At 63.0% G+C, this 15,562-nt stretch carries 21 protein-coding genes; 20 read left to right on the top strand and 1 reads right to left on the bottom strand.

Features of this window, described 5'->3' with window-relative positions; all coding sequences use genetic code 11:
* The first annotated feature begins 24 nt into the window (after positions 1 to 24).
* From IQ35_RS10310 to IQ35_RS10260, 11 genes are all read left to right on the top strand, one after another.
* Positions 25 to 267, top strand: a complete 243-nt coding sequence (locus IQ35_RS10310) for a hypothetical protein (protein WP_145073178.1) — start codon at positions 25 to 27, stop codon at positions 265 to 267.
* Positions 268 to 366: 99 nt separating this feature from the next.
* Positions 367 to 1,089 (top strand): RNA polymerase sigma factor, encoded by a 723-nt coding sequence (locus tag IQ35_RS10305; RefSeq protein ID WP_145073175.1) that lies wholly within the window; start codon positions 367 to 369, stop codon positions 1,087 to 1,089.
* 84 nt (positions 1,090 to 1,173) lie between these two features.
* On the top strand, positions 1,174 to 1,377 hold the full coding sequence (locus IQ35_RS10300) for a hypothetical protein (protein ID WP_088474383.1): 204 nt from the start codon (positions 1,174 to 1,176) through the stop codon (positions 1,375 to 1,377).
* An 11-nt stretch (positions 1,378 to 1,388) separates the two neighbouring features.
* Positions 1,389 to 1,682 (top strand): hypothetical protein, encoded by a 294-nt coding sequence (locus tag IQ35_RS10295; protein WP_088474382.1) that lies wholly within the window; start codon positions 1,389 to 1,391, stop codon positions 1,680 to 1,682.
* A 58-nt stretch (positions 1,683 to 1,740) separates the two neighbouring features.
* Positions 1,741 to 4,413, top strand: a complete 2,673-nt coding sequence (locus tag IQ35_RS10290; protein ID WP_145073172.1) for a DUF3987 domain-containing protein — start codon at positions 1,741 to 1,743, stop codon at positions 4,411 to 4,413.
* Complete coding sequence (locus tag IQ35_RS10285) at positions 4,406 to 4,642, top strand: hypothetical protein (RefSeq protein WP_158636648.1); 237 nt, start codon at positions 4,406 to 4,408, stop codon at positions 4,640 to 4,642. Before IQ35_RS10290 ends, IQ35_RS10285 begins: the two co-directional genes overlap by 8 nt.
* Positions 4,643 to 4,724: 82 nt before the next feature.
* On the top strand, positions 4,725 to 5,207 hold the full coding sequence (locus IQ35_RS10280; protein WP_145073167.1) for a hypothetical protein: 483 nt from the start codon (positions 4,725 to 4,727) through the stop codon (positions 5,205 to 5,207).
* Between the two features lie 167 nt (positions 5,208 to 5,374).
* Complete coding sequence (locus tag IQ35_RS21895) at positions 5,375 to 5,641, top strand: HNH endonuclease (protein WP_145073164.1); 267 nt, start codon at positions 5,375 to 5,377, stop codon at positions 5,639 to 5,641.
* Positions 5,642 to 5,733: 92 nt separating this feature from the next.
* Entirely contained in the window at positions 5,734 to 7,020 is a 1,287-nt protein-coding gene (locus IQ35_RS10270) for a site-specific DNA-methyltransferase (protein WP_145073160.1), read from the top strand.
* Between the two features lie 112 nt (positions 7,021 to 7,132).
* Positions 7,133 to 7,450 carry a hypothetical protein gene (locus IQ35_RS21890; RefSeq protein WP_158636646.1) on the top strand — a complete coding sequence of 106 codons (318 nt, stop codon included), beginning with the start codon at positions 7,133 to 7,135 and terminating at the stop codon, positions 7,448 to 7,450.
* Between the two features lie 12 nt (positions 7,451 to 7,462).
* On the top strand, positions 7,463 to 7,945 hold the full coding sequence (locus IQ35_RS10260) for a phage terminase small subunit P27 family (protein ID WP_145073157.1): 483 nt from the start codon (positions 7,463 to 7,465) through the stop codon (positions 7,943 to 7,945).
* A 35-nt stretch (positions 7,946 to 7,980) separates the two neighbouring features.
* On the opposite strand, the gene IQ35_RS10255 is transcribed toward IQ35_RS10260, so the two are convergent.
* A complete protein-coding gene (locus IQ35_RS10255; RefSeq protein WP_145073153.1) occupies positions 7,981 to 8,475 on the bottom strand; it encodes a hypothetical protein in 495 nt (164 codons plus the stop codon).
* A gap of 120 nt (positions 8,476 to 8,595) precedes the next feature.
* On the opposite strand from IQ35_RS10255, the gene IQ35_RS10250 reads away from it, so the two are divergent.
* The 9 genes from IQ35_RS10250 to IQ35_RS10215 all read left to right on the top strand — a co-directional run bounded on the left by IQ35_RS10250 (position 8,596) and on the right by IQ35_RS10215 (position 15,557).
* The gene (locus IQ35_RS10250; RefSeq protein ID WP_199739941.1) at positions 8,596 to 10,449 is read left to right on the top strand and encodes a terminase large subunit; all 1,854 of its coding nucleotides are present in this window, start codon (positions 8,596 to 8,598) and stop codon (positions 10,447 to 10,449) included.
* Positions 10,449 to 11,684: a phage portal protein gene (locus IQ35_RS10245; RefSeq protein ID WP_145073265.1), complete on the top strand. Its 1,236-nt coding sequence runs from the start codon at positions 10,449 to 10,451 to the stop codon at positions 11,682 to 11,684. The genes IQ35_RS10250 and IQ35_RS10245 overlap by 1 nt, the downstream gene beginning before the upstream one ends.
* Complete coding sequence (locus IQ35_RS10240; RefSeq protein ID WP_145073150.1) at positions 11,681 to 12,277, top strand: HK97 family phage prohead protease; 597 nt, start codon at positions 11,681 to 11,683, stop codon at positions 12,275 to 12,277. Before IQ35_RS10245 ends, IQ35_RS10240 begins: the two co-directional genes overlap by 4 nt.
* Before the next feature lie 98 nt (positions 12,278 to 12,375).
* Positions 12,376 to 13,635 carry a phage major capsid protein gene (locus IQ35_RS10235; protein ID WP_145073147.1) on the top strand — a complete coding sequence of 420 codons (1,260 nt, stop codon included), beginning with the start codon at positions 12,376 to 12,378 and terminating at the stop codon, positions 13,633 to 13,635.
* 74 nt (positions 13,636 to 13,709) lie between these two features.
* Positions 13,710 to 13,910 (top strand): hypothetical protein, encoded by a 201-nt coding sequence (locus tag IQ35_RS10230; protein WP_145073144.1) that lies wholly within the window; start codon positions 13,710 to 13,712, stop codon positions 13,908 to 13,910.
* Positions 13,907 to 14,449: a head-tail connector protein gene (locus IQ35_RS10225; RefSeq protein WP_145073142.1), complete on the top strand. Its 543-nt coding sequence runs from the start codon at positions 13,907 to 13,909 to the stop codon at positions 14,447 to 14,449. The genes IQ35_RS10230 and IQ35_RS10225 overlap by 4 nt, the downstream gene beginning before the upstream one ends.
* Positions 14,449 to 14,775: a phage head closure protein gene (locus IQ35_RS10220; protein ID WP_145073139.1), complete on the top strand. Its 327-nt coding sequence runs from the start codon at positions 14,449 to 14,451 to the stop codon at positions 14,773 to 14,775. Before IQ35_RS10225 ends, IQ35_RS10220 begins: the two co-directional genes overlap by 1 nt.
* Before the next feature lie 69 nt (positions 14,776 to 14,844).
* A complete protein-coding gene (locus tag IQ35_RS21055) occupies positions 14,845 to 15,003 on the top strand; it encodes a hypothetical protein (protein ID WP_158636644.1) in 159 nt (52 codons plus the stop codon).
* 17 nt (positions 15,004 to 15,020) lie between these two features.
* Positions 15,021 to 15,557, top strand: coding sequence for a TIGR02594 family protein (locus IQ35_RS10215; protein ID WP_145073136.1), 537 nt, complete (start codon positions 15,021 to 15,023; stop codon positions 15,555 to 15,557).
* The last annotated feature ends 5 nt before the right edge of the window (positions 15,558 to 15,562 follow it).

Raw genomic sequence — 15,562 nt, 5'->3', positions numbered from 1 at the left:
GCTCCTGAAACGAGGAGCACCCCGATGACGACTCCCTACCTCTCGCGCCGTGTGGCCAATCAGAGCCACAACCCCGGCGCCGCCCCTTCCACCACTGAACGCGAATGGCGCTGCAGCAGTTGCGCCAAGTTGCTCGGCGTCTGCCGTGACGGCCAGATGCACCTGCGCTTTGCGCGGGGGCACGAATATCTCGTGGGCTTTCCTGTGGTGGCCACCTGCCGCGGTTGCGGATCGCTGAACAAGGCAACCGGTCCCGCACTGCGCTGAGGCGCAAACTCCACCCAAATCCCAACAACGCAGAGGTGCTCGACGCCCTGACCTGGCCGGAAGGAGGCACTGGACGCCCGGCCGCAAGGCAGGCGTCCAATGTCCTTCACGTGGCACGATTTCCACGGAAATATCATGCATTCATCTTCCACCCTCAACTTCCAGCGCGGCTTCAACACGGTGCGGTCCAGACACCCGGAATTGACCCGTTTTGCGGACCCGGCGGCTTTGCTGGACCACCTGCACCGTGGCGATGCTCCTTCGGACAAGAAGAACATCGTGCTCAGCACGCTGATCCGGAGTGCGAAATCAGACGACCGTGCCGGTGACTGTGCGCTCACGCTCATGCTGCTGGCGCTTTGGCCCGGGCTCGATGGTGTCTTCCTTCGTTCGCGAGCCCGGCGTCTTGGCCATGTGGACGAGCTTGCCTCCGAGATCCTCGCCCGTGCAACCGCCGGGATCCGGAACCTTGATCTCACGAAGGTCAACTGGATCGCGGCCACGATCCTCCAGAATGTCGAACGCGATGTGCTCCGGGCACATCGGCGGGAAAGTCTCCTGCAACAGCAGCAGGACGCGTTCGATCCCGACACCCATGGCGGAACGATGCATGCTCCTGATGCCGACGCGCTTCCCGAAAGCCTGCTGGCCAAATTGACCAGTCTGATCGGCGCCGACGCCGATCTCGTCATCCGCGTTGTCGTAGATGGGTACACGCAGGTCAAAGCTGGCAAGGATCTCGGCCTGTCAGAACCCGCGGCCCGCAAACGGTTCCAGCGCGCGTTGAAGCGCCTGCGCGATCATGTCGACGAAAATTCCTGACCCTTTGTCCCGCTCGGCGCGCGCCGTTGGCTTTTCAACTTCGGACGCACCGAGCGTCTTTTCACAAACAGGAAACCCCAGTTTATGACCGATACGACTGCCATCCCGATTGAGTCTCTGAAGCGGATCCCCGGCCTCTACCGTCGCTGGGAGTTGCCGGAAATCTTCGAGGCTCAGCGCCGGTACCACATCGAAGAGGCCGGCACCCACGCCGACGGCACCCCGCTATTGGCCGTCTATTCCAGCGAGCCTGAGGCCGATTCCCAGGCCAGCGATCTCCCCAAATGAAAGGTCCTCCCATGTTGTTCTCGAACCCTGTCGCGCGCCTGCGCAAGGCGCATTACGCCCTCGAAGGCCTGCCCGATACCATCACGTTTCCGCAGCATCCGGCATGCGAAAGCGAAGATCTGCTCCCCCTCGTGGACGCGACCATCGATGATGTCGCGTTCGCGATCGTCGCTGCCGATCAGGAATACTCCGCGGCCTACCGTCGCGCCTCGGCACTGAGGCGCTTGTACCAGATGGCCCGCGAGGCCGGTGCGACTGGCGTCGACCCTGCTGTGAAATCGGCGCTGAAGAGGAGCGCCAGCTGATGACTCTCCCGATCATTTCGGCGGAGTTGCAGCGCCGGGGTGATCGGGAGTCCATATAATGGCGACCGAGGCCGATAACATTCACAAGCTCGCGCCGTCGTGGAACGCGCGCCAGGTCGTCACCTTCAACGGCCAGCACGATACGCGCATAACAACCGGCGGCGAATATGACACGCGGACCCTCGCCAGCCTGTTCGCGCTCGAACCGGGCAATGCGGACAAGCTGGACGGGCTCGCATTCATCCCCAGCAGCTACAGCGCCCACGACGCCCGCAGCCACGCCACCCAGCGGTCTGACGGGGTCTTCGTGGCTCTGTGCGGCGACGTTGACCATGGTGACCACCCGCTGCACCGCATCGAGTCCATGGTGCGCGGGTTTGCCAGGGACGCGGCCTGGCTGATCTTCTCGACCGCCCACGCCCGCGCCGATGACAAAAGGTGGCGCATTGTCATCCCGCTTGCCCAGCCGATAGGTTTTGATGATTGGCACGACGCGCAGCACGCCTTTTTCAATTTCATGGAATATGGCGGCATCGATATGGACCGCGCGCTCGATCGCGCCGGCCAGCCCGTCTATCTACCCAACGTCCCCGATCACCATGCCAAAACCGGCGAATTGCTCCGCGACGATGACGGGGCGCCGCTGTTCTATAAACGCGCGACCACCGGCACCAATGCCCCAGGCCTGACCACAGACGGCCCGCTCGCATCCGGCATGGCCGCGATCGCCCGCAAGCGCGAGGACGATGAGGCAGAGCGCAAGCAGATGCGCGAGGAGGCAGCCCGGCGCCGTGCCAATCGTCCGCGCAATGACGACGCGCCGATCATGGAGGAGTTCAACCGCGGCACTCCGGTTGCGAACCTGCTCGAACTCTACGGATATAAGCAAAGCCCGCGCAATCCGGCGGATTGGCGCTCGCCGCACCAGCAGAGCGATAGCTACGCGACCCGTATCGTCGAGGATTCCTGGATCAGCCTGTCGGCCAGCGACGTGGCGTCCGGCCTTGGTCAGAAATGCCAGGCGGGGTGCTTCGGCGACGCCTATGACCTTTTCGTCCATTTCGAGCATAGCGGCGATCATAAGTCGGCTTTCCGCACGCTCTATCAGGAGCGCCGCGCCGCTCAGCCGCAGCCATATAGCGCGCCGCCGGCGATGCACCCTGACGATCCGGGCATATGCGCCGAAGATATCGATTCGATGAACGCGGTGGGTGGCGAGGTTTTCGACCAACCAGAAGCCGTAATCGACGAAGCGGATTATCCCGACCCGGTAGATTTATGGGCGCGTTATGATCCCGCCGTTCTGCCGCGCGGACTGCTCCCTGACGTCATCGAAAAATATGCGGAATCCCAGGCGGAACTCATGGGTGTGGATCCCGGCGGCATTGCCATGTCGGCGCTCGCCGTCTGCTCCGCCGTAATTTCGGATCGCATTTGCGTACAGGTGAAACAGCACGATCCCTCGTGGAAGGAAAGCGCCCGTCTATGGGTGGCGCTGATCGGACCTCCGAGCGCCAAGAAAACGCCGATCATGTCCGCAGCCACCCGCCCGCTCAACCGTTTGGACGCCCAGCTTTTCGCCGAATACATGGTGAAATTGGACGCCTATGACGAGGATCAGGCGAGGAAAAAGACCGAGCGCGAGGGCATCCAAAAGCCTTTGCAACGTCGATTGCGTATCAGCGATGCGACGGTCGAAGCCGCCCAAGAGGTCATGAAAGGCTCGCCTGATGGCATCTTGTCGGTGCAGGACGAGCTATCCGGCTGGTTCGGCGCCATGGATAAATATGGATCGGCCAAAGGCGCTGCGGGCGACCGGGCATTCTGGCTGCAAGCCTTCAACGGCGGCGAATATGCGCTTAACCGCGTTGCTCGCGGGGCCGCGCTCATCCCGAACCTATCCATATCCGTCCTTGGAGGAATCCAGCCGGAGCCGCTGCGTCGCCTGGTCGGGGAATCGGTCGATGACGGCCTTGTGCAGCGCCTGTTGCCAATTCCGCTTCACCAGGCATCTGTCGGCATTGACGCGCCCCGCAGTGGCGAGGTCGAGGCCTATGAGCAGCTTGTTGTCGATATGTGGCAGCTGCGGCCGCACGATCATGGCGCGGAGGCTATGCGCTTCGACCCCTTAGCGCAGGAAATACGCCGCGAGCTTGAGGAGCGGCATCACGAGATGATGTCGACCGAGGTCATCTCTCCCAAGATGGCGTCGCACTTCGGCAAATATGACGGCATTTTCGCCCGCCTGTGCGTCCTGTGGCACTGTATCGAGGCGCAGGGGCTCCCATGCGCGCCCAGCGTCATCACAGCCGCCACCGCAGCGCGTGTGGCCAAATTTATGCACGAGTATATCGCGCCGAACGCGGTGGCATTTTACTGCGGGATGCTCGGCCTTGCAGATGACCATGAAACGCTCGTGGATCTCGCGGCGCACATCGTCACGCATAAGCTCGACACGGTGAACAGCCGCGTCATTCAGCGCGCAGGACGGGCTCTGCGATCCCTCACGAGCGATGACAGCCGGAAGCTGTGCGAAAAGCTGGAAAGCATGGGCTGGCTTATCGAGGCCGGACCTGCGGCCCGCAGCAACACGCCGCGCTGGGCAGTCAACCCGATTGTGCATTCCCGGTTCGTCGAACGGTCGGCGAAAGAGGAGGCGCGCAGGGCAAAAGCGCAGGCGGCAATCAAGGATGCAATCGCAATGTCAGCCAAGGGAGCCGGCGATGAATAGGATGATGAAAATTAGCGTGGAGGCGGTTGTGGTGTCAAAAAATGGCAGTTTTGCGTTCCAGTTGTCACCAGTTGTCCCTTGTGTACGCGAGCAGAAGTATATTTTGAACTTCTTCTCTCTTTTTCGCCCGCGTGATGTTTTCGCCTCGCGCCCGCACAAGGGACAACTGGTGACAACTGCCATCGACGCTTCCGCTGCTGGAGGTGCGAGCGATGGCGCGCGGTCGTAAGCGGAAAGCCGGGCGCCGGCACCCATGCGGCAAGCTGGTTCGGGCCAGTGTTGGCGAAACCCAGCGCGACGCAGTCGCCACGGTGCTGCAGGCCCGCCAACGCCATTATGGGGTGACGGCGAAGCAGGCCAAGGATAAGCGTTTGGGCACCGCGCTGGGCCGCCTCGCCTTTTCTGGCAAGATTGCCGCTGACCAATATGCGGCAGGCGACATGTACGGGGAGATCATGGCCCGCAACCGCGCCGTCATGGGTCTGCCCATGGACCAGCCCCGCTCCGTGACCGGCTTGCTAATCAACGAGGGCATCTTCGGTGGCAGTACGCCTGACCATGACCCGGCCTTGGTCGAGAAGGTTCGCCGCCGCGCTGCTGCCGCAATGATGATGCTGCGCACCGCCGACGCGGATGCGCCTGGCGCCGTCGATCGCAAGCCCAGCACCCTCGTTCATGCAGTGGTTTGCCATGAGGTTGAAGCAGCGACCTGGTCGGCAGCGGACATCATCAACCTTGGCCATGGGCTTGATGCGCTGGTGCGTTTGTTCGGGGACCGCAGAGACAGTTCGTGATGGATCCCCTCCCCTACCAATATCACTAACAAACTGAATATATTATATTATTTGTGATTTTCCATTGACCAATCTTGCCAGATGCCGTAGACCTTCCGAAATAGAGAATTCAGAACTGCGCCCGGAGCCCACAGGCTTTCGGGCGTTGTTCATTTGAGGTGTTGCCCATGGCTGAGCGATTGCGCGGACGGGCTGCTGTCGCCCAGCGCCGACGCCGTCTCCAGGCCGAACCGCTTTGCCGCGACTGCAAATCCCGGGACATCATCACGGCCGCGACGGTGCCAGACCATATCGTTCCGCTCACCCAGGGCGGCAGCGACGACGACAATAATATCCGATGCCTTTGTGCTGACTGCCACCAGGCCCGCACCGCCGAGCAGTTTGGATATCGCCGGCGGATCGAGGTCAATGCCGACGGTTGGCCTTGTGCCTGACCCGGGGGGCGGTTCGCTCTCAGTCGCTCTCGGGTGGGAAACCGCTGGGGATCAGAACTTCACGCAGCCGCGAGTTAACGACCGGGGGTCACATGGTGAATTGGCCGGCAGATAAGGTCGAGCGCAGGAGCGTCTCGGCACTGGTGCCCTATGCCCGAAATGCCCGCACCCACAGCGAGGAACAGGTGGCCCAGATTGCCGCTTCGATCCGCGAATGGGGCTGGACCGTGCCGGTGCTCATCGACGAGGACGGCGGCCTGATCGCTGGCCATGGAAGGGTGCTTGCTGCACGCAAATTGGGCATTGCCGACATCCCAGTGATGGTGGCAGCCGGTTGGACCGAGGCCCAGAAGCGAGCCTATGTGCTGGCCGATAACAAGCTGGCGCTGAACGCCGGCTGGGACGCCGAACTGCTCCGCGTCGAGCTGACGGACCTGCAGGCCTTCGACTTCGATCTGGGCCTCACCGGCTTCTCCGATGACGAACTGGCCGCCCTGACGGCCGACAAGACCGAAGGCCTAACCGATCCCGACGCGGCTCCCAACCCTCCGGAAATTCCGGTGAGTTGCCCGGGCGACGTCTGGCTGCTCGGCAAGCACCGGCTGATGTGCGGCGACAGCACCAGCGTCGACGACATGGAGAAGCTGACGTCCGGGCAGATGGTCGACATGTGGCTGACCGATCCGCCGTACAATGTCGCCTATGAGGGCGGCACCAAGGACAAGCTGACCATCCAGAACGACAATATGGGCAATGACGAGTTCCGCCAGTTCCTGCGCGATGCCTATGTCACCGCCAGCACGGTGATGAAACCCGGAGCGGTGTTCTACATCTGGCACGCTGACAGCGAAGGCTATAATTTCCGGGGCGCGGCGATCGATGCTGGCTGGAAAATCCGCCAGTGTCTGATCTGGGAAAAGTCATCGCTGGCGCTGGGCCGGCAGGATTATCACTGGCAGCACGAGCCATGCCTCTATGGCTGGAAGGACGGCGCCGGGCACCTGTGGGCCAGCGACCGCAAGCAGACGACCATCCTCAAGTTCGACAAGCCGTCACGCAATGGCAAGCACCCGACCATGAAACCGGTCGCCCTGTTCGAGTATCAGATGCTCAACAACACCAAGGGCGGCGATATCGTGCTCGACAGCTTCGGCGGATCGGGGACCACATTGATCGCCGCCGAAAAGAACGGCCGCATCGCACGCCTGATGGAACTCGATCCGCGCTATTGCGACGTGATCGTCAAACGCTGGCAGGATTTTGCCGGTGACACCGCGACGCTGGAAGCTGATGGCCTGACATTTGATGAGGTCTCAGCTCAGATCAGCATCGGTGCTGCCGCCAGTACCGATCCCACCGCAGTGCCCAGCCGCCCCTGACCATCGCACAGGAAAGGTCACCTGACTTGGGCGACACGCACCAGGCCGCAGTCCGTGAACCACCAGCGCCGCCTTCGGAACGACAACGCAAAGCCTGGCCGCTCACAAGGATATGGCCCTCGCGGGAAACACCAACCGGACGGCCGATCAAACTGACCAGCGCATCACGGGCCTGCTCGGCCGATGCCTTCGGGCATGGGTGATTGGGCCGGCAGGTGCCATCCATTTCTCGCGCTGCGATACCAGACAGACGGATGCGCGGGCCTTCGGCGCACCAGATCGGCCCATCGCCGTCCCACACCCGGATGGGCGTGCAGGTGAAGGTTTCTCCAGAGGGCGCGACGGCCGCAACGGCAAACAGCAGAAAATTGAAAATCGTCATGACCTTGGCGTTGGTGGTGGGAGCAGGTTGGTCACGACGCATAGTTGAAGGACCGTCCCAGTGAAACCCGGTACCAAACCCAAACCGACGCAGCTGAAGCTGATCGAGGGCAACCGCGGCAAACGACCGCTCAATCGCAAGGAGCCTCGCACCGTAACGGCATTGCCATCGGCGCCGCCGCATCTGACCGCTGACGCGCTGGAGGAATGGAACCGGGTCGCCCATTGGCTACACCGTATCGGGCTCCTGTCTGAGGTCGATCGCGCCGCCCTTGCTGCCTACGCCCAGGCCTATGGCCGCTGGGTCCAGGCTGAACGCGCGATCGCCAAGATGGCTGAGAAGGACCAGCTGACCGGCGGCCTGATGATCAAAACCACCAACGGCAACGCCATCCAGAACCCGCTCGTCGGCACCGCCAACAAGGCCGCCGCAGACATGATGCGCTACGCTGCAGAATTCGGGATGACGCCCAGTGCCAGAACCAGGATTGCAGCCGAAGCGCCGGCGGAAAGCGAGGATCCCGCCGAGCGCTTCTTCGGCTGATCGGACGATCAGCTGAGTCGGTGAAAAAGCCGTGATTATTTGAGTTCAAGCTGCCTGATTTGATTGACCAGGCTTGCCAAGCTGTTTGCGATTTCTCGCATTTTGTCTTCGTTCAAGATTATCCGCCGTTCGATCAGGGGATGTACGAGGCCTGCATTGTCGAACTGTATCTGGACTGACCCATCTTCCAGAACGAGTACCTCAGTCGTCGCGTGGGCGAGCTCGCTGCGGAGTTCCGAGTAAATCTGGAACTGGTCCATCTTTTCGATGATCCGTCCAGGGTTTTTGAATCGTTCGGGGCTCTTGCGCGCCAAGTCACGGATTTCATCTAACCTGTTTCCAAGCAGGACGAGCGCCGGACGACTTTTCCCGGATGTCGCAGGTGTAATGCTGGCCATCATCTGGGCAATCCATCGTTCGACCTGTGCGCAACGTTCGATCAATTTGCTGCGGAAGATATGCGCGGACTGAAGCGCCTTCTCGCGGCTGGCCGGCTCAGGCGGCAGTAAGTCTCGGGGCATGTCGTTCATGCCGCCGATATATCGGCGATTTGTTAATCATCGGTGGAGCGGAAACGTCGGGGATATCGCCCAATATTGTGATTTTGGGCGGACAGGATGCGTACGCTGCGGAATTCGGGATAACGCCCAGTGCCAGAACCCGCATCGCCGCAGAAACGCCGGCGGAAAGCGACGACCCCGCCGACCGCTTCTTCGGCTGATCGCACCACCGATTACGCCCGGGCCGTCATTGCCGGCGAGTTTATCGCTGGTCCGCATGTCCGCAACGCCTGTCGTCGGCATCTCGATGACCTGAACCGCACCGATGGGATCCGCTTCGACCCGGAGGCCGCAGCCCACGCCTTTGGCTTTTTCGAGGAGGTGCTCAAACTTTCCGAAGGCCAATTCGATGGTCAGCCTTTCCGACTGGAACCGAGCCAGGCTTTCATCATCGGCTCGGTGTTCGGCTGGAAGCGCAAGGATGGCCGCAGGCGTTTCCGCCGGGCCTATATCGAACAGGGCAAGGGTAATGGCAAAAGCCCGGTCGCGGGCGGCATTGGTCTGTACGGCATGACCGCCTGCAATGAGGCTGGCGCGCAGATCTATGCCGCGGCCGCCAAGCGCGAACAGGCCGGCATCCTGTTTGCCGACGCGGTCAAGATGGTCCGCCAATCACCCGCGCTGGCAAAGCGGCTGGAGTTCTCGGGCGGCGCCGGCCGCGAGTTCAACATCGCGCATCATGGGTCGGGATCCTTCTTCCGCCCGGTGTCCCGCGATACCGGCAGGACCGGCTCGGGCCCGCGGCCCTATTTCGTGCTGGCGGACGAGATCCACGAGCTGCCCGACCGCTCGATCATCGAGATGCTGGAGCGCGGCTTCAAATTCCGCCGCGACCCGCTGCTGTTCATGATCACCAACTCGGGCTCCAACCGCAATTCGGTGGCGTGGGAAGAGCATGAGCACGCCATCAAGGTCGCGGCCGGCAATATCGATGCCGTAACCGACCCGACCTACCTCGGCGCGGTCATCGACGACACGACATTTTCCTATGTCTGCGCGCTCGACGAAGGCGATGATCCGCTCACCGACCCGGGATGCTGGATCAAGGCCAACCCGCTGCTCGGCGTCACCATCACAGCAGAATATCTCACCGAGACGGTGGCGCAGGCCAAAGCGATCCCGGGGCAGCTCAACGGAATTCTGCGCCTTCACTTCTGCGTCTGGACCGATGCCGAAACCGCCTGGATGACCCGGGCGACCGTGGAGCCGGCACTCGCCGACTTCGAGATTGCCGATCACGCCGGTGCGCGCGTGGCGCTCGGGCTCGACCTCAGCCAAAACCGCGACATCACCGCGCTCGCCGCTATCGTGCAAACCGGCGTCGTGGAGTCCGGCGAACATGCCGGCAAACCGCTGTTCGATGGCTGGGTGGAAGCCTGGACGCCGGGCGATACGCTTGTCGCCCGCGAACTGCGCGACAAGGCGCCCTATGACACCTGGGTGCGCGATGGATATCTGCATGCCCCCAGGGGCGAGAATATCAGCCTGCGCCAAGTCGCCCAGGCACTCGCGGACTATGACCGGATGTTCGACATCAGTGTCGCCGCCTACGATCGTTATGCGTTCCGGAGGCTAGAGGACGAAGTAGCCGAACTCGGGCTTGCCCTGCCCTTTGTCGAACATCCCCAGGGCGGCACAAGGCGCGGAAAACCGACTGAGGGAATGAGCGAAGGCCTGTGGATGCCGGGCTCGGTCCGGCTGGTCGAAGAAGCGCTGCTCGAGCGGCGCCTGCGCCTCAAACGCAGCCCCGTCCTCGTCTCAGCCATCATGTCGGCCGTCACCGATGAGGACCGATGGGGCAACCACTGGCTGGCCAAGGAGAGAGCCGTGAACAAGATCGATTGTGCTGTAGCGCTGTGCATGGCGCTGGGCGCGGCCATGGGCAGCGTGATCGCCCTTCCCGTCTCCCCATGGGATGATCCCAATTTCCGGTTGGTGGCGTGATGGGCTGGCGTGACTGGCTCGGGCGCGAGACGCGGGCTTCGATCGAGAACCCGACCATCCCGGTGAGTTCCGAAAACTTCCTCGCTTTCTTCGGTGTCCAGTCGGGCAATCTACCCAGCGTCACCATCGACAGCGCGCTCACCGTGCCGGCGGTCTCGGCGGCGGTCACGTTCCTGGCCTCATCCATGGCGAACCTGCCGCTCCATGCCTATCGCACCAAGGACGACGGGGCAGAGCGGATCCGCGGCGGCATCCAGCGGCTGCTCAATGAAGCCCCCAATCCGGAATGGACCAGCTTCGGCTGGCGCAAATATATGTGGCAGCAGGTGTTCACCGGCGGGCGCGGCGTGTCGTGGATCGAGCGCAGCGGTGCCAATATTATTGCCATCTGGCCGATGGATCCGGCCGCCACCACCGTCAAGCGGATCGATGGCCGCAAATATTATGCCGTTGCCGGCAAAGCGCAGGCCTATCCGGCCGCCGACGTCATCGACATTCCGTATCTCTTGAAGCGCGACCAGCTTGGTTCCTACAGCCCGATCATCAACGGCGCCAAGGCAGTCGCGCTGGCACTGGCCATGGGTGACTATGCCGGGGATTTCTTCGCGGGCGGCGGGGTTCCGCCACTCGCCCTGTCGGGCCCGCTGCCGCAGGGCGCGGACGCGATGAAGCGGGCGATGGGCGATATTCACCGCGCCATCGAGGCGGCCAAGGCGAGCCGCAAGCCGGTGTTTCCGATGCCGCCCGGTCACGAGCTCAAACAGGTCGGGTTCGATCCCGCCAAGGGGCAGATGACCGAGGCCCGCCGCTTTCAGGTCGAGGAGATTGCCCGGGTCTATAATTTGCCGCCGGTATTTCTGCAGGACCTGACCCACGGCACATTTTCCAACACCGAGCAGCAGGACCTCCACCTGGTCAAACACCTCATTGCGCAATGGGCCAAGGCGTTCGAAGAAGAGCTCAACCTCAAGCTATTCGGGCCCCGCGGCAGTGCACGCTATGTCGAGCATAATCTCGACGGCCTGATGCGCGGCGACTTTGCCGCCCGCATGGCCGGGCTTGCCCAGGGGATCCAGAACGCGATCCTTACCCCCGATGAAGCCCGGGCGCTGGAGAACCGGCCGCCGCGACCGCAAGGGGATCAGCTTTACATCCAGGGCGCGACTGTGCCGCTGGGCAGTAACGCGGCGACAGGCACCGACGCCGCTGCCGTACCCAATGGAGATACCGTATGACGATGGAACGACGTGCGCTGGTGCGTCCCCTTGCTATCCGATCGGCCGGTGATGGCCCCACCATCGCCGGTTATGCAGCAGTGTTTGGCAGCGCCGCCGACATTGGCGGTCAGTTCCGGGAGATCATTGCCCCCGGGGCCTTCCAGGGCACGATCGCCGGTGACGTGCGCGCACTGATCGACCATGACAGCGGGCGCGTGATCGGCCGGACTACGGCGGGCACCCTGCGGCTTATAGAAGATGACGTGGGCCTCGCGGTCGAAATCGATCTGCCCGACACGCAGGATGGCCGCGATCTTGCGACGCTGATTGCCCGCGGCGACATCTCGGGCATGTCGTTCGGGTTCATCGTCACCCGTCAGCTCTGGGACGAGACCGGCGATATCCCGGTCCGCACCATCCAGGCGGTCGATCTGCGCGAGGTCAGTGCCGTCGCCTTCCCGGCCTATGACGATACGTCTCTTGCGCTCCGCTCGCTTGAATCCGCGCGGACGGCGGCCGGACAAGCCCGCGCGGACCATAACCGCAAGCGCGCCGAGGCCCGCATTGCTGAGCGCAAGGCCGCTGCCGAACAGAGATTCCGCAAGATTTAACGAGATTCCCGCGTGTCAACGCGGAGCCCATCGTCTGCCCTTGGGAAAGGCATCGAGGCCGCCGTGTTGGCGGCCTTCTTGCTTTAAGGAATATTCTCATGACCACTGAATTGCACGACAAACGCGGCCGCCTCGTTACCCAGGCCCGCGAAGCCCTCGACGAGATCAAGGCCAACACCGACGAAAGCCGCACCGCCGAACTGGAAGCGCGCCACGACATGATCATGGCCGACTTCGACAAGGTGGAAGTGGAAATCGCCCGCGAAGAGCGCACCGCAGCCGCCGAGGCCCGCGCCGATGAAGCGCGCGCCAGGCAGCGCCCGCACCCCAAGGACAGTGAAGCGCGCGGCGTTGATGAGGTCGAGGCCGTCGAATATCGTACCGCCTTCGCCAAGGCCATCTGCGGCCCGCTCGAAGACCTGACGCAGGAAGAGCGCGCCGTCCTCGCAAAGGGCCGCGCTGAATTTCGTGCACAGACGGCTGGCACCACCACGGCGGGCGGTTTCACCGTCCCGACCGAACTGTCGAACCAGATCATCAAGTCGATGCTGGCATGGGGTCCGATGTATGACGGCAGCGTCGTGACGGAAATGGTCACGGCAAGCGGCAACCCGATCAAGATTCCGACCACCGATGACACGGCTGTTCCGGCTGTGAAGCACACCGAAGCCACCGCCCTGACCGACGATGGCGGCAGTGACGTGACGTTCGGACAGAAGAGCCTTGATGCCTATGCCTACGACACCGAGTTTATCCGCTGGTCGTGGGAACTCGACACCGACAGCATCTTCAACATGGAAGCGCTGCTGGGTTCGCTGCTCGGCGAGCGTCTTGGCCGTATTGCCAACCGTGAACTGACCATCGGCGATGGCACGGGTGATCCGAACGGCATCGTCACCGCGTCCACACTGGGTGTCACGACCGCATCGGCCACCGCCATCATCGCGGATGAGCTGATCGACCTCGTGCATTCGGTCGACCCGGCATACCGCACCGGACCGAAGGTCGGCTTCATGTTCAATGACAGCACGTTGAAGCTGATCCGCAAGCTCAAGGACGGCGCCGGCAACTATCTGTGGCAGATGGGCGACGTGCGCGCCGGCGTCCCCGGTTCGCTGCTGGGCTACAACTACCACGTTAATCAGGCGATTGGCTCTGTGCCTGGCGCCGCGGCCGCCGCGCGGGTGGCTGTGTTCGGTGACTTCGGCAAGTATTTTGTCCGCAAGGTCGGCGCGCCGGTCATCGGTGTGATGCGTGAGCGCTTCTGGCCTGACCTTGGCATCGCAGGTTTGATCCGTTTCGACGGCGAGCTCGGCGATACCGCCGCGGTCAAGCACCTCATCACCAAGGCATCGTAACTGGATCGGGCGGGGCTTCGGCTCCGCCCATTTCCTGAGCGGCGTGTCCGCGCCCTTTTGGAGAGGAGCATCCCATGAAGGTCAAACTCACCGCCAGCCTGTCCGGCGCAAACGGCGCATGGAGCGCGGGCGACGAATATATATGCAGCGACGAGGAAGCCTGCAGCCTGATTGAGGCGGGCTTCGCGGTGCCAGACGCCGCGCCCAAGGTGGAGCGGACGGTGAAATCGGTACCCGAGCTGCGTGCCGGTACCAGGAAGAAGACAGCACCATGAGCTGGTACCCGGTCGCCCCCGTTGCGCCTGCGGTCGAGCCGGTCAGCCTCGCCGAGGCCAAGGCCCAGTGCCGGGTCATTGGCACTGACGAAGACGATGCGCTCGATCTGTACATCGCCTCTGCGCGGGCGCACGCGGAAGCCTATTGCGGCGTGGCATTCGCTGAGCGAACGCTGGTGGCGCATTGCGACAGCTTTACCGATATGGCGCGGCTTCCGTTCGCGCCGGTCAATTCCGTCACGTCGATCGAGTATATTGATGTGGCCGGCGCCGCGCAGTCCATGTCCGCTGCTATTTATGAACTGCGCGCTGACGGGCTTGATGCGGCCATCGTCCTGAAGCCGGGAGCGGCATGGCCGGCGGTTCAGCCGGGATCACGCATTACGCTCACCGCGTCGGTCGGCACCCTTCCTCCCGACGATGTGCTCCACGCCATGCTGTTGTTCATCGCTGACAGCTTCGATCGGCGCGAGCATGCCAAAGCAGGCGACTGGACCAATCTCGACAGCCTGCTGTGCAACCACCGCCGGGGCGTCTGATGAGGGCCGGACCGCGGAATCGCAGGATCGTGTTCCAGCGCAAGACGGTCGTCATAGACGATTATGGCGGTGAGATTGAAACCTGGACCGATTACGCAATCCTCTGGGCGGGCGTCATCTGGGGTACAGGCGCTGAACGGCGAGAGGCGGCGCAGCTCTCAGCCTCGCAGCCAGCGACGTTTCGGGTGCTGGGCAACAGCGAGACGCTGGCGCTCAGCGTCCTTGACCGCATCAGCTTTGCCGGCGGGCTGTGGAATATCACCTCCGTCGTGCCGCTAGCATTGAACGAGGGTGTGGAAGTGACCGCCATCCGCGCGGCGGCGTGACCGTCAGCAGGAGAAACCCATGGATGATATGGAAAAGAAGCGCCGAGCCTGAAGGCGGAGCATGCCGACGTGCGCGCCGAGCTTCTCGCCTTGCGCGCGGATGTGAAGGACCTCCTCGAGGCCTGGAACACCGCGACTGGCATGGTCCGGTTCGTCAAGTGGCTGTCGACCTTCGCGACCGCGCTCGCCGTCCTCTACGCCACCGTCAAAGGCCTGTCCGGCCGCTAACTTCCCGGGAGACATCCATGAAACCGCTACCACCGGCCTATGGCTGGATCGATGACCTGCGTCCGCTGCCCAGGATGCTGGAAGAAGCCCGCAAGCTCTACGGCACCTTCGAGGTCGTCGGACCGGCCGACAATCCCGCGATCCTCGGCTGGGCAAAGGAGACGGGCCTCGCCAAGATCTATAATGACGACGCCATTCCGTGGTGCGGGCTGTTCATGGCCGTGGTCCCCAAACGCGCTGGCAGGCCGATCGTGGAAGGTCCGCTCTGGGCGCGCAATTGGGCGAAGTTCGGAAATCCCGCCGACCGGGCCCAGCTGGGCGATATCCTGGTGTTCCGCCGCGGACAGGGTTCGGGCCATGTCGGGCTCTATGTTGGCGAGGACTACGGCGCCTTCCACGTGCTGGGCGGCAACCAGTCCGACGGTGTGACCATCACCCGGATCGCCCGCGACCGCTGCATCGCCATTCGCCGGCCTACCTACCGCAAGGCGCCTGCAAGCGCGAAGCCGGTCCAGCTCGCGGCCAACGGCGTGCTGTCGCCCAACGAGGCCTGATCGGC

The organism is Sphingobium wenxiniae, assembly GCF_007830065.1.
Classification (GTDB): domain Bacteria; phylum Pseudomonadota; class Alphaproteobacteria; order Sphingomonadales; family Sphingomonadaceae; genus Sphingobium; species Sphingobium wenxiniae.
The sequence above is the reverse complement of the archived record's forward strand: the minus strand, read 5'-3'. Positions and strand labels throughout refer to the sequence as shown.

Coding starts and splice junctions, on each gene's coding strand:
- IQ35_RS10270 (WP_145073160.1), top strand. CDS start 5,734: ATGGTGAATTGGCCGGCAGATAAGGTCGAGCGCAGGAGCGTCTCGGCA.
- IQ35_RS10245 (WP_145073265.1), top strand. CDS start 10,449: ATGGGCTGGCGTGACTGGCTCGGGCGCGAGACGCGGGCTTCGATCGAG.
- IQ35_RS10220 (WP_145073139.1), top strand. CDS start 14,449: ATGAGGGCCGGACCGCGGAATCGCAGGATCGTGTTCCAGCGCAAGACG.
- IQ35_RS10225 (WP_145073142.1), top strand. CDS start 13,907: ATGAGCTGGTACCCGGTCGCCCCCGTTGCGCCTGCGGTCGAGCCGGTC.
- IQ35_RS10295 (WP_088474382.1), top strand. CDS start 1,389: ATGTTGTTCTCGAACCCTGTCGCGCGCCTGCGCAAGGCGCATTACGCC.
- IQ35_RS10240 (WP_145073150.1), top strand. CDS start 11,681: ATGACGATGGAACGACGTGCGCTGGTGCGTCCCCTTGCTATCCGATCG.
- IQ35_RS10300 (WP_088474383.1), top strand. CDS start 1,174: ATGACCGATACGACTGCCATCCCGATTGAGTCTCTGAAGCGGATCCCC.
- IQ35_RS21895 (WP_145073164.1), top strand. CDS start 5,375: ATGGCTGAGCGATTGCGCGGACGGGCTGCTGTCGCCCAGCGCCGACGC.
- IQ35_RS10255 (WP_145073153.1), bottom strand. CDS start 8,475: ATGAACGACATGCCCCGAGACTTACTGCCGCCTGAGCCGGCCAGCCGC.
- IQ35_RS10290 (WP_145073172.1), top strand. CDS start 1,741: ATGGCGACCGAGGCCGATAACATTCACAAGCTCGCGCCGTCGTGGAAC.
- IQ35_RS10285 (WP_158636648.1), top strand. CDS start 4,406: ATGAATAGGATGATGAAAATTAGCGTGGAGGCGGTTGTGGTGTCAAAA.
- IQ35_RS21890 (WP_158636646.1), top strand. CDS start 7,133: ATGGCCCTCGCGGGAAACACCAACCGGACGGCCGATCAAACTGACCAG.
- IQ35_RS10215 (WP_145073136.1), top strand. CDS start 15,021: ATGAAACCGCTACCACCGGCCTATGGCTGGATCGATGACCTGCGTCCG.
- IQ35_RS10230 (WP_145073144.1), top strand. CDS start 13,710: ATGAAGGTCAAACTCACCGCCAGCCTGTCCGGCGCAAACGGCGCATGG.
- IQ35_RS10235 (WP_145073147.1), top strand. CDS start 12,376: ATGACCACTGAATTGCACGACAAACGCGGCCGCCTCGTTACCCAGGCC.
- IQ35_RS10305 (WP_145073175.1), top strand. CDS start 367: ATGTCCTTCACGTGGCACGATTTCCACGGAAATATCATGCATTCATCT.
- IQ35_RS10310 (WP_145073178.1), top strand. CDS start 25: ATGACGACTCCCTACCTCTCGCGCCGTGTGGCCAATCAGAGCCACAAC.